Below are 12649 nucleotides of genomic sequence, written 5' to 3' on the forward strand. Positions count from 1 at the left end.
GAAGCCCTGCAAGTGGCTTTGCACAACGTGAGTACTCAGCGTGAAAAAGATGGGCCGTTCGGACTCGCCTGGGTGACCCCCTAACGTGTAGCCCCACGCACCATCCGCCGGAGGACACATGGATCCGATCCGTGTACCGCCCGAAATGTTCCGTTTCACCGACGGCAGCAGGTCCGGGCTCCCCCTGGCGATCCTGCATGCCTTCGGAGAGGCGAACGAGCGGCTCGAGACGGCCCTCGGCATCGACGATCTCCGCACCAGGCTGCGGGAGGTCGGCTGGCTCGAGACGCTGGACGACGACGACCTGGTCAAAGCACTGGATCAGCTCCGGACCCAGGGTCAGCTCGACACCGTCCAGAACCACGCCGGTGACTACCGGACGGCGTCCGAGTACGAGCGGCGCAATCTTCAGTACGCGCTCACCCGGCAGGGCGAAGCGGCGTACGCGGGGCTCCTCCGCGCGAACGAAGTGCTCAACGCGACGGGCGCGCTGCAGACGGCCACGCTCGAAGCGCTGGGCGATCGGCTCGGTGAGCTCGTCAGGCAGCTGGAAGACGGCACCGACAGGCGCGTGTTCAGCACGCTCGCCGAGGTCGAGGGCCACCTTGAGACTTTCCGTGACACCACGAAGCGGTTCAACGGCGAGCTCCAGCGCCTCCTGCGCGCCGAGGCCGATCTCGCGACGTTCCACGAGGTCAAGGCGGCCACGGTCGCGTACCTGCAGGAGTTCCTGAACGACCTCGAACACCACACCCACACCATCGCCACCCGCATCAAGGAGATCGACGACCACGGCGTCGAGCGCATGCACCGGCGGGCGCTCAACGGCGCGTCCCTGCAGAACCCGGATCCGCGCTGGCTGGAGCTCCGTCAGGCCCGCTGGGACGGGCTTCGCGCGTGGTTCCTGCCCGAAAACGGGTCCTCGCCGCGGGTCGAGGACCTCCACCAGGTCGCGCGGCGGGCGATCATCACCCTCCTGCAGGTCCTGGACCGGATCACCGAGTCGCGGCGGCGCGCGAGCAGCGCGGTCGCCGATTTCCGTGAGCTGGCGCGGTGGTTCACCGTCGTCCCCGCGCAGGAGGACCTGCACCGCCTGTGGTCCACGATGTTCGGGCTCAGTTCCGCGCGGCACGCGCATCTGGCCCACGCGGACCCGGAAGTGGTCAGCACGACGGCGTCGTGGCTCGACGCGCCACCGGTCGAGGTGTCGGAGCTGCTCCGGTCGGCGGGCCGCACCGAGCGGTTCACCAAAACCGGGAGGGTCCGCGACGTCACCGCGATCCGGGCGGCACGGGTCCGGCAGGCGATCGCCGAACGCGCCGAACTCGAGGCGGCGTGGAACATGCTCGACACCGGCGGGGTCGTACGGCTTTCCGCGTTCGAGAAGCTGGACCACACCGTTTTCGAGCGGCTGCTGGATCTGCTGGGCCAGGCACTCGGCAGCGGCCCCGACGCGACCGGCGCCCGGCGGTGCACGACGTCCGACGGCCAGATCGAGATCATCCTGCGGCAGGCGCGCAACGGCGCGGTGGCCCGTCTGACCACCACGAGCGGCGTCTTCCGCGGCCCCGACTACGAAATCGAGATCAGCACGGCCGGAGGCAGTGCGTGAGCCTGACGAACCAACTGGTCATCGCGGAACGCGAGGAGGTCGCGCGCGGGATCCGGGCGCTGCTGGCCAAACCGCTGATCGGCGAACGCGGCTCCCCCGAGACCTTCGACCTCATCCGGCGCCGCCGCGAGCCCATCCGGCAGTGGTTCGACTACTACTGCGGCTGGACGCTCACCGTCGAACCCCGGCTCGGGTACGCCCGGCTGGTCAAGGTCCGCGCCTCCGCCGACCCGACCCGCCCGGCGCGACGGCTGCGGTCCGGGCGCGCGGCCTTCGACCGGCGCCGCTACGTCCTGCTGTGCGTGGTGGCGGCCGAACTGCTCACGGTGCCGGTGACCACGATCGGCCTGCTCGCCGACCGCGTCGGCCGGGCGAGTGCCGCCGACGACCTCGTCACCACCTTCGACGTCGCCTCCCGGGCCGAGCGTCTCGCGTTCGTGGACGTCCTGAAGCAGCTGGAGTCCTTCGGCGTCCTCGAAACGGCCGACGGCGACGCCGAGTCCTTTGTGGACGAAACGACGGCAAAGGTGCTGTTCCGGGTCGACGCGACCCTGCTGCTGCGGCTGCTCGCCGCCCCGGTCGGGCCGTCGCAGCTGGCGGTGCCCGCCGACGACGTCGCACTGCGGTTCGAGGAACTGCTGGACGCGGTGTCCTACGAGCAGCGCTACGGGCTCTCGTCGGGACGCCACGAGGACACGCCCAACGCTTCCGACGTCCAGCGGAACCTGTGGCTCCGCCACGCCGTCTTCCGCCGTCTCGTCGACGATCCGGTGCTGTACTTCGCCGAACTGACCGCGGAGGAGCGCGCGTACCTCGGGTCGCCGACCGGGCGCCAACTGCTGCGCCGCGCCGCGGAACAGGGCGGATTCGTCCTCGAAGAACGCGCGGAGGGCGTGCTGCTCGTCGACGTCGACGGGCTGGCCACCGACGAGCGGTTCCCGGACGACGGCAGCAACGCCAAGGTCGCCGCGCTCCTGCTGCTCGACGCGCTGGACGAGCCGCGGACGACCGACTACCTGCGCAACGCCACCGCCAAGCTGCTGAAACGGTTCCCGCGCTGGGCCAAGACCTACCGGGGCAAGGACGGCGTGCGGCGGCTGACCGTGGACGCGCTCGCGGTGCTGACCGGCTTCGGGCTCGTCCGTACCGAAGCCGAACTCGTCCGGCCACTCCCGGCCGCCGCGAGGTACACCGGACGGAACGAGGAGGCGACGTGACCGTGACGAGGTGGATCCCGTCCCGCGCGGGCATCCTCAACATCTGGCGCTACTACGACGAGATCTTCGAGTTCCACGACGGGCGCCTGCTGCTGCGCGGCCCCAACGGGAGCGGGAAGTCCAAGGCGCTGGAGCTGCTGCTGCCGTTCCTGTTCGACGCGAGCCTGCGCGCCAACCGGCTGTCGACCTTCGGCACCAGCGAGCGCAGCATGCACTGGAACCTGATGGGCGAGGGCGCTTCCGGCGCCACCCGCGTCGGGTACGTGTGGCTCGAATTCCGCATGGGCGAGGACCAGTGGTTCACCTGCGGCGCGCGGCTGCAGGCGAGCACCCACACCAGCACGGTGCACGCCGACTTCTTCACCACCGGCCAGCGCGTCGGCGACGGGCTGCCGCTGGTCAACGAGGCGGGCCAGCCGCTCACCAAGAACGCGCTGGAGGAGGCCCTCGGCGACCACGGGACCGTGCACCCCGGCGCGGCCGAGTACCGCACCGAGATCCGCGCGAAGCTGTTCCCCACCTTGAGCGAGCAGCGGTACGACGCGCTGATCACCGCGCTCCTCCAGCTGCGGATGCCCAAACTCTCGCAGCGGCTCGACCCGAGCCTGCTGTCCAACCTGCTTTCCCGCGCGCTCCCGCCGTTGGGACAGCAGGAGATCGCGGACCTCGCCGAGGGTTTCGAGCGGCTCGACGCGCAACGCGAAAAGCTGGGCTCGCTGGAGACCGAGGTCGACGCGACCCGCGCGCTCGCCGCGCGGCAGAAGACCTACGCGCAGCGTGTCCTGCGCGCGGGCGCCGCGAACCTCATCGCCGCGACCGCCGAACTCGACGGGCTCGCCGCGGCCGCCCGCCGTTCGGCCGAGGAGTACGACGAGGTCGCCGCGAGCAAGGCGGCGGCCGAGGAGCGGGCGGCGAAGCTCGAAAAGGACGTCGAAGAGACCGAAGCCCGCGTCTCCGGGCTGACCGATTCCGAGTCGTACCAAAAGGGCCAGGAGCTCGACAAACTGCGGCAGCGCGCGTTTTCCGCGCGGGACCAGGCGGGAACGCTCCGCGCGGACGCCGACCGGCTCCGTGCCGAGGCGGACGCCGACGAGGAGCGAGCGCGAGGGGCACGACAGGTCGTGAAGCGGCAGGCCGACCTCGTCCGCTCGCAGGAGGCCGAGGTCCGGGCCGCCGCGACCCGCGCGAACCTGGCCGGGGTGCACGACGAACTCGTCGCCGGGCTGGACGACTCCGGCAAGCAGGGCGAACCGGTCCGGCTCCGTCCGCTGTTGCAGGCCGCCGTCCGCGGCAAACGCGACCAGGTCGAGACCGTCGGCCGGGCGATGGACAAACACGAACGCGCCGTCGGCCGCCGTCACCAGGCCGAGGCGGAGCTGGACCGGGCGAGGTCGGATTTCTCGGCCGCGCAGGAGAAACTGGACCTCACGACGGCGACCCGCGAACTCGCGCTGAGCGATCTGCGCACCCGGCTCGCCGAATGGGCGATCGGCTGCCGTGAGCTGCGCTTCCCCGACGTCGAAGCGCTCGTGCGGGAGGCCGAAGCGGAAGTCGCGCTGCTGGGCAGGATCAGCACGGTCGCCGAGACCGTGCTGGAGGACATCGTCCGGCAGGAGGCGGCGACCGGTGCCGCGCTGGCGACCGCGCGTATCGAGCACGACGAACTGCTCGTCGAGGCGGGCGTGCTCGAATCGGAGGACGTCCTCACTCCCGAGTCGCCGCGCACCCGGACGGCGGACCGGACCGAGATGAGCGGCGCCCCGCTGTGGCGGCTGGTCGATTTCGCCGGCTCCGTCCCGGCGGACACGCACGCCGGGATCGAAGCCGCGCTCGAAGGCGCCGGACTGCTGGACGCCTGGGTGAACTCCCACGGTGTCGTCGACGGCCACGACGTGCTCGCGGAGACCGGGACACTGCCGGTGGCTCCCCGCTCGCTCGCCGACGTCTTCGTACCGGAACCCGACGCCGGGGTCGCCCCGGCGAAGATCCGGCGGGTGCTGGAAGTGATCGCCTTCGACGACACGCTGCCCGCGGGTCCCGCCGCGATCGGCGCGGACGGCAGCTGGCGGATGGGCAGCCTGTCGGGCAGCTGGGCGAAGGAAGCCCCGGCCTACATCGGTTCTTCCGCCCGCCTGCGCGCCAGGGAACGCCGGATCGCCGGGCTGCGGGACGAGATTTCCGGCCGCGAGAAGATCATCGCCGAGCTGGAAGGCGAACTGGCCGCGCTGCGGGGCAGGCGCGAGCTGATCAAGATCGAACGCGCCGCCCGCCCCGGTCACGAAGATCTCCTTGCCGCGACCGGGGAATCGACCACGGCCGAGGCCGACCTGACCGCCGCCGACTCCGCCGTCCGGCACCGGGAAACGACCGTCTCCGCGCTGGAGATCGAGGCCAAGACCGCGCTGCACGAGCTGACCGGCCAGGCTTCCGACGGCGGGCTGCCGACCGAACGCGCGCCGCTGACAGCGCTTGCCACGGCCCTGCGCACCTACTCCGACCAGGGCGAGAACTGGCTGTACGAGCACGGGAACCTGCTCGCGGCGACCCAGCGGGCCGAAACGTTCGCCGATCAGGCGGCCCGTTCGGAGGCGAACGCCGCCCGGCGCGAGGACGAGGCTGTCGAGGCGGAGGCCGAACGCACCAAGCTCACCGCGATGCTCGAAGCGATCGAGGGATCCGTCGGCACCGGCCAGCGCGAGGTGCTCGCCGAAATCGACGGCCTGCGCACGAAACTGCGCGGACTCGCCGACGAACTCCGCGCCGCGAACGCCGACGCCAAGGATCTGGCCGTGTCCTTGGGCGCGCTCGGCGTCCGGCGCACGACCGACGCGAGGGCCCGCGAGGACGCCGCCAAGAAGCAGGACGCCGCCGCGCTCCGGTTCCGGAAGCTCGCCACCGGGGTCTTCCCCGCGGACGGCGGGATCGAGGACCTGCCGAAGTTCCAGGCCACCCTGTCCGCGTCCGAAGGAGTGCGGGCGGCACTCGACACGGCCCGGCTGGTGGCCGCGGCGTGGCCGTCCGTGCCGCACGCGCCGAGCAATCTCGGCGAGGCGCTGCACCGGCTTTCCGAGGCCGTGCACACCTGCCGGAACACGCTCAGCACGCGGGCGGAACTCGATCTGGAGACCGACGAGGACGTCCAGATCTTCACCGCCGTCGTCGACGGGCTGCGGGTCGGCGCGGCCGAACTGCTGAAGATCCTTTACGCGGAAGCAGAACAGAGCAGGCACGAGATCACCGGCCGCGAGAGCGACCTGTTCGACAAGACGCTGACCGGCGACACCCGGCGCCATCTCGCGGCCCGCATCCGGCAGGCCAACGACCTCGTCGACGGGATGAACGCGCGCCTGGAACGGGTGCGGACCGCGTCGAGGGTCGCCGTCCGGCTGGTCTGGCAGGTCTCCCCCGATCTGCCGCCGGGCACCAAGACCGCACGAGATCTGCTGCTGAAGGATCCGGACCAGCTGACCGCCGAAGATCGCGTGTCCCTGCACAAGTTCTTCCGCGAGCGCGTCGAACAAGCGAAGGCGGACGACACGGCGACCAGCTGGGAACAGCAGCTCGCGCAGGTCTTCGACTACACGTCCTGGCACCGGTTCGTGGTCAAGGTGGACCGTGCCAACGGGGCGGGCTGGCAGCTGCTGACCAAGAAGCTGCACGGCGCGCTTTCCGGTGGGGAGAAGGCGATCGCGCTGCACCTGCCGCTGTTCGCCGCCGTCGCCGCGCACTACCAGGCCGCGCCCGAGGCACCGAGGGTGATCCTGCTCGACGAGGTGTTCGTCGGCGTCGACACCACCAACCGGGGGCAGGTGTTCGGCCTGCTGTCCGCGCTCGACCTCGATCTGATGCTGACGTCGGACCACGAGTGGTGCACCTACGCCGAACTCGGCGGTGTCGGGATCCACCAGCTCATCACCGGCGGCGACGGCGACGACGCGGTCACCACGGCGCGGTTCACCTGGAACGGTCACGACCTCCTGCCCGCCGAACCGCGTTAGCCTGAGCGGCCCCAAAGCCGGGCGCAGCGGGGCCCTTTCCGCGGTTCGTCCTTGTGCGGCGCGGGAGGGCTCGCTACGTTCCTGCCGATGGCGCCGACGGCAGTGCGGATCCAGGTGCTGGGTTCGCTGCGCGTGTGGCTCGACGGGGCGGAAGTCGACCTCGGCCCGCCAGGCCGCCGCGCCGTCCTGGGGTTGCTCGTGCTCGCCGGCGGCGAAGCGATGTCCAAGCAGGACCTCGTGGACGCGCTCTGGGGCGAACGGCCGCCGCGCAGTGCGGTGAACGTCCTCCAGACGCACGTAAAACATCTGCGGCGGCTGCTGGAACCCGGCCGTCCTTCCCGGTCCGGGAGCGAGATCCTGCCGCATGTCGGCGGCGGGTACGCGCTGCGCTGGGACGCCGTCGAGATCGATTTGCCCCACGTCCGCGGGCTCGTCGCCGAGGCGAACGACGCCCAGCGCGACGGCGAGACGGGCCGTGCCGCGGCCCTGTTCGGCGAGGCCCTGCGCTGGTGGCGGGGTAAACCGCTGGCCGATGTCCCTTTGCTCGCACCACATCCGAAGGTGATGGCCCTGATCGCGGAACGCCGTGCGCTGCTCGCCAGGTACGGCGACGCCATGCTCGCCATCGGTGCCGCCGACGAGGTGCTGACCGAACTGGTCGAAGCCGCCGCGGACCAGCCGCTGGACGAACCTGCCCAGGCACGGTTGATCCGCGCGTACCATGGCGCCGGCCAGCGGGCGACGGCTTTCGGGCTCTACCAGGAGGTTCGCGAGCGGCTCGTCGAGGAGCTGGGTGTCGAGCCGGGACCCGAACTCGTCGCGGCGCACGCCGCCCTGCTCGACGACGGGGAACAGCACCCGGCCGAGAGCCAGCGCCCCACCGCCCGCGTCCCACGGCAACTGCCCGCCGAACCACCCGGGTTCACCGGCCGGGCGACCGAACTGTCCATTTTGGACGAGCTGGTGCCGAGGGCGGGCGGTTTCGGCGGTGCGGTGGCGCTCGCGGCCATCACCGGCACCGCGGGCGCCGGGAAGACCGCGCTCGCCGTGCACTGGGCGCATCGCGTGAAGGACCGGTTCCCCGACGGGCAGTTCTACGCGAATTTGCGCGGCCATTCGCCCGGTCCGCCCGCGACGGCGCTCGAAGTGCTCACCCGGTTCCTGGCCGCGCTGGAGATCCCCGCCGAACGCCTGCCCGCGGACACGGAGACCGCATCCGCGCTGTACCGGACGCTGATGACCGACCGGAAAGCCTTGGTACTGCTGGACAACGTCGATCGCGTGGACCAGGTCCGGCCGCTGCTGCCCGCCGGTCCCGGCTGCCTGGTGCTGGTGACCGCCCGCGACCGGATGGCCGGTCTGGTCGCCCTCCACGGCGCCCGGCGGCTCACCCTCGGCATGCTCGATCCCGCCGAGGCGCTGGAACTGCTCTCGCGGGTGCTCGGCGCCGACTGGATCCGGGCCGAACGCGAGGCCGCGGCCGAGGTGGCCGAGTCGTGCGCGTATCTGCCGCTGGCCCTGCGGATCGCCGCGGCCAACCTCGCCGACACTCCGGGGAACGGCATCGAGGATTACGCCGTCGAGTTGCGCAAAGGCAATCTGCTCGCCGCGCTCACGGTGCCGGGTGACGAGCAGATCGCCGTCCGGACCGCCTTCGACCTCTCCTACCGGGCCTTGCCCGCGGAGACGAGCAGGGTGTTCCGGCTGCTGAGCCTGGTGCCGGGCAACGACATCGGCGTCGAGGCGGTGGAGGTCCTCGCCGGTGCGGAACGGGCGGGCCCGATGCTGGACGCGCTCGCGGCCGCGCATCTGGTCGAGCAGCACGCGCCGGATCGGTACCACTTCCACGACCTGCTCCGGCGTTATGCCGCCGATCGCCTGGAGTCGCGGGAGTCCCCGGCCGAGATCGGCTCCGCCCGCGCCCGGTTGCACGAGTGGTACCTGCGTGCCGTCGACAACGCGGCGAAGCTGGTGTACCCGCACATGTTCCGTCTTCCGCTGTCCGTGCCCGACGGCCCGATCCCCGCCGCCGAGAAGGAGAACGCGGCGGAATGGCTGGAGACCGAGCTGGGCAACCTCGTCGCCGTCGCCGAGGACGCCGCGCGGGTCGGGCCGCTTCCGGTGGCCTGGCTGCTGGCCGACGCCCTGCGCGGCTATTTCTGGATGTCGTTGCGCCAGGTGGAATGGCGGGCGGCCGCCGCGGCCGCGTCGTCCGCCGCCGAACAGGACGGCGATCCCCGCGCCCGCGCGTCCGCCCGGTTCAGCCTGGCCGACCTGAGTTTCCGACAGGGGCGATACCGGGAGGCCGTCCGGCATTACGCCGGCGCGCTCGTGCTCGCCAGGCGGGCGGGCTGGGTGGAGGCGCAGGCCGCGGTGCTGGGCAACCTCGGTTGCGCGTACTGGCAGGCCGGACGGCTTCCGGCCGCCGCGGTGCGGTTCTCCCGGGGACTGGAGCTGAGCAGGCGGGCGGGCAGGCCCGCTGGGGAAGCCGTGGCGCTGGGCAATCTGGGGCTCGTCCACTGGGAGATGGGCGACCTGCCCAGGGCGGCCGGGCACTACGCCCAGGCCTTGCGCCGGTATCGCCGGATCGGTTCGCGCTACGGGGAAGCGATCAACCTGAGCAATCTCGGGCAGGTGCAGCACGCTCGCGGCAACGCAGGCGAGGCGGCCGGGCTGCTTTCCGAGGCCCTCGCGCTGCACCGCGAGGCCGGGAACCGCGCCGGGGAGGCGGAAACGCTCGGCAGGCTCGCGTCGGCGTACTGCGATCTCGGCCGTCCGGCCGACGCGCTCGCCCACGCGCGCGACGGACTCCGGCTGGCGCACGAGACCCGCGAACCGCGAGGCGAAGGCGAAGCGCTCGTCGCGCTCGCGAGCGTGCATCACCGCGTCGGGCACCGACGGGACGCCGTCCGCCACTATCGGCAGGCGCTGGCCCTGCTGCGGGAAACCGGCGACCGGTACCCCGAGGTCGACGCGCTCATCGGGCTCGCCGTCGCCACCGGTGACCTCGGCCAGGCCCGCCAGGCGCTCACCCTCGCCGAGCGGGCCGGCTACCGCGCGCTTCGACGACGGGCGTCCGCCGCCGTCGAAGCGATCCTCCGCGCCTGAATCACGCGGCGGCGATGGCGCTTTGGCTGTCGTATCCGCCCGACGGGTCGAAGGTGACGACGACCCACGGATTGACGCCGTTTTCCTTGCCTTTGCCGTCCTGGCAGGAGAACTCGCTCATGTCGAACGCCTTCCAGACCGGGCCGTCCGGTGTCTTGCCCAGCGATTCCTCGATCCGGCCGACCCAGCGGCAGGCCGGACTGTGCACCCGCGCCGCCACCGACGGCTCGGCCCAGACGATCGTCCCGCCGTCCGCGCACCAGGAAAGGTCGAACGTGTAGGTCCACCTCCCGGGATCCTCGAGCACGACCGGCTTGATGATCTTGACGCCGGAGGCGCATTGCCTGGCCGCGTCCGCCTCGCCGGTGGCGACGAACGTGAGCCCGGCGCACAGGACCACCGAACCGGCGAGCATCTTCTTGAGCGTCATCGCTCCCCCTGAATCCGTTGTCCCCCTACTGTTCCCCCGGTTCCCGGCACCCGCAATCCGCCGGACGCCGGGTCCAATCGACGTCCAATGGCCGTCCAGTGCCGCCGAATAGCTTGGGTCGCACTGTTCCGGTTGAGGGGAGTACGGATGAGGGCAAGACTCAAGAAGGCTCTGATCGCGGTGGCCACCACGGTGACCGTCGCGGCGTCGCTGGTCGCCGGCACCGCGGGCGCGAGTTCGGCGCAAGCGGCCGGGCTGCCGGTGTTCGCGATTTCGTCGGACGGCAAACTGATGGCCTACTTCGACACCGCCACGCCGAATGTGCTCGGCTGGGTCCGGCTCGTGCAGGGACTCACCTGCGGGGAGACCTCCCTGATCGGGATCGACTTCCGGGTACAGGACGGCGTGCTGTACGGGGTGGGGAACAAGGGCTGTATCTACACGATCTCGACCCCGCCGAAGACACCCGACGTCGTTCTCACGAAGGTGTCACAACTGAGTATTCCGCTGTACGGCAAGGACTTCGGCGTCGACTTCAACCCGGCCGCCGACCGGCTCCGGGTGATCAGCGACAACGGCCAGAACCTGCGGCACAACCTCGCCACCCACAGCACGATCGAGGACACCGCCCTGACCACACCGCCCATCTCGGGGAGAACCTCCGGGGTCACGGCCGCCGCCTACACGAACAACGACCTCAACCCCGACACCGCCACCACGTTGTTCGACATCGGCACGGCCACCGACCAGGTGCTCATCCAGGCACCGGCCAACAACGGGCTCCTCAGCCCCACCGGGGCGCTCGGCGTCAACGCCGGCCCGATCGCGGGCTTCGACATCTTCAGCGAGCTGACCAACGGCAAGACGACCTCGGTGAGCGCGTTCGCCGTACTCAACCCGGCCGCCGCGTCGTCGCCGTCGACGTTCTACACCGTCAACCTGCTGACCGGGGCGGCGACCAAGGTCGGCGACTTCCCGCTGCCGATCGGTGACATCGCGGTCGCTCTCGACACTTACTGAGCGAACGGGGGGTGTTTCCGGAAATCGGCGATGATCGCTTTCTCGGCAGCCGGGCTTCGGCTGCCGAGAAAGTTCTGTTGCCGGAATTCGGCAACGGGTTGCGTGGCTGCAAGCCGTCGGCGGCCGATCCGAATTTCGTTTTCCACCAACGCTTCTTGTCGGTTTGCTGGACAACACCCAGGCGGCGTCGGTCGGCGCGATGGGTCTGCTGGCGGACCGGGTCGGCGCCGTGGAAGCGGCGATCGAGCGGGCTTCGGAACGGATGGTCGTGCGGGACGTGATGTAGGGGCCTTGTGGCGTTCTCGGCGGTCGGATTTCGGCTGCCGGGAACGCATTGCCGAAATTCGGCGACGCTTCACGATGGCCGAATGATTCCGGGTGGCCGTTGGTGCTGTGGTCGGTGTCGGGCCCTGGTCTGGTCGGTTCGCCGAGCCTTCATTGCCGAAAATCGGCAACGCGTTCCCGTGGCCGTATGATCGGAAACTGTCGGTGGCCGGTCGTATGTTGATCAGGTGGACACCTACAAAGCCACACCTGTGGCACTCCTTGAGAAACTCACCGACCCTGGCCGAGGTTTCGGCTGCCGGGAACGCATTGCCGGAATTCGGCAACGGGTTGCGGTGCTCGGATGGCCTGGTGGTTCGCTGGCCTTCATTGCCGGAATTCGGCAACGCGTTCCCGTGGCCGTATGATCGGAAACTGTCGGTGGCCGGTCGTATGTTGATTAGGTGGACACACGTAAAGCCACACCTGTGGCGCTCCTCGAGAAACTCACCGACCCTGGCCTGTTGGAGTCGGTCAACGCTGCTGTCGATTCCTTGGACGACACCGATTCCGTCGCTGTCGCCCAAGCCGCGTCAGCGGGGATCGCACGACTGGAAGCGGTCCGGTTCCGGGCCCTGGCACAGCTGAACCGGCATCGCGACGGCGCCCGCAGTGTCACCCAGGAGGTCGCGTTCGCGTTGTCTCTTGTGGACAATCATGCGGGTGCGATGGTCGCCGCGGCCGAAGCGTTGACCACCCGCCTGCCCCGCACACTGGGGTTGATGGACCAAGGAAAAGTGGATGGTTTCGGCGCGATGAAAGTCGCCGCCGCCACCGCGTGGCTATCCGACGACAACGCCCTCGCCGCCGACACCCTCCTGGAGGACCGGTTACCGGACAAGAACTCCGGGCAGATCCGGAAAGCGGCGAGCCACGCGGCACTCACAGTCGACCGCGAAGGCGCCGCTCACCGTACCGAGCGGCATCGTGAAGGCCGCCG

At 70.5% G+C, this 12649-nt stretch carries 8 protein-coding genes; 7 read left to right on the forward strand and 1 reads right to left on the reverse strand.

Annotated elements, in window-relative coordinates:
• The first annotated feature begins 118 nt into the window (after positions 1–118).
• The 4 genes from ACLJRM_RS28045 (at position 119) to ACLJRM_RS28060 (ending at position 9935) form a co-directional block, all read left to right on the forward strand.
• Positions 119–1612, forward strand: a complete 1494-nt coding sequence (locus ACLJRM_RS28045) for a TIGR02677 family protein (protein ID WP_410664728.1) — start codon at positions 119–121, stop codon at positions 1610–1612.
• Positions 1609–2829: a TIGR02678 family protein gene (locus tag ACLJRM_RS28050; protein WP_101610733.1), complete on the forward strand. Its 1221-nt coding sequence runs from the start codon at positions 1609–1611 to the stop codon at positions 2827–2829. The genes ACLJRM_RS28045 and ACLJRM_RS28050 overlap by 4 nt, the downstream gene beginning before the upstream one ends.
• The gene (locus ACLJRM_RS28055; RefSeq protein WP_410664729.1) at positions 2826–6827 is read left to right on the forward strand and encodes a TIGR02680 family protein; all 4002 of its coding nucleotides are present in this window, start codon (positions 2826–2828) and stop codon (positions 6825–6827) included. The genes ACLJRM_RS28050 and ACLJRM_RS28055 overlap by 4 nt, the downstream gene beginning before the upstream one ends.
• An 87-nt stretch (positions 6828–6914) precedes the next feature.
• Positions 6915–9935 (forward strand): tetratricopeptide repeat protein, encoded by a 3021-nt coding sequence (locus ACLJRM_RS28060; RefSeq protein ID WP_410664730.1) that lies wholly within the window; start codon positions 6915–6917, stop codon positions 9933–9935.
• Between the two features lies 1 nt (position 9936).
• On the opposite strand, the gene ACLJRM_RS28065 is transcribed toward ACLJRM_RS28060, so the two are convergent.
• On the reverse strand, positions 9937–10365 hold the full coding sequence (locus ACLJRM_RS28065; protein WP_101610735.1) for a hypothetical protein: 429 nt from the start codon (positions 10363–10365) through the stop codon (positions 9937–9939).
• A gap of 147 nt (positions 10366–10512) precedes the next feature.
• Between ACLJRM_RS28065 and ACLJRM_RS28070 the strand changes: the two genes are divergently transcribed.
• The 3 genes from ACLJRM_RS28070 to ACLJRM_RS28080 form a co-directional block, all read left to right on the forward strand.
• Positions 10513–11385, forward strand: a complete 873-nt coding sequence (locus tag ACLJRM_RS28070) for a DUF4394 domain-containing protein (RefSeq protein WP_410664731.1) — start codon at positions 10513–10515, stop codon at positions 11383–11385.
• Positions 11386–11548: 163 nt separating this feature from the next.
• A complete protein-coding gene (locus ACLJRM_RS28075) occupies positions 11549–11671 on the forward strand; it encodes a hypothetical protein (RefSeq protein ID WP_255414830.1) in 123 nt (40 codons plus the stop codon).
• A 466-nt stretch (positions 11672–12137) separates the two neighbouring features.
• The coding region (locus ACLJRM_RS28080; protein ID WP_410664739.1) for a DUF222 domain-containing protein at positions 12138–12649 on the forward strand (512 nt) is incomplete at its 3' end.

The sequence above is a fragment of the Amycolatopsis sp. lyj-84 genome, from assembly GCF_046549075.1.
GTDB lineage: Bacteria > Actinomycetota > Actinomycetes > Mycobacteriales > Pseudonocardiaceae > Amycolatopsis.

Excerpts from the sequence above, each read along its gene's own strand:
- ACLJRM_RS28070 (WP_410664731.1), top strand. The coding sequence starts at position 10,513 with ATGAGGGCAAGACTCAAGAAGGCTCTGATCGCGGTGGCCACCACGGTG.
- ACLJRM_RS28045 (WP_410664728.1), top strand. The coding sequence starts at position 119 with ATGGATCCGATCCGTGTACCGCCCGAAATGTTCCGTTTCACCGACGGC.
- ACLJRM_RS28060 (WP_410664730.1), top strand. The coding sequence starts at position 6,915 with ATGGCGCCGACGGCAGTGCGGATCCAGGTGCTGGGTTCGCTGCGCGTG.
- ACLJRM_RS28065 (WP_101610735.1), bottom strand. The coding sequence starts at position 10,365 with ATGACGCTCAAGAAGATGCTCGCCGGTTCGGTGGTCCTGTGCGCCGGG.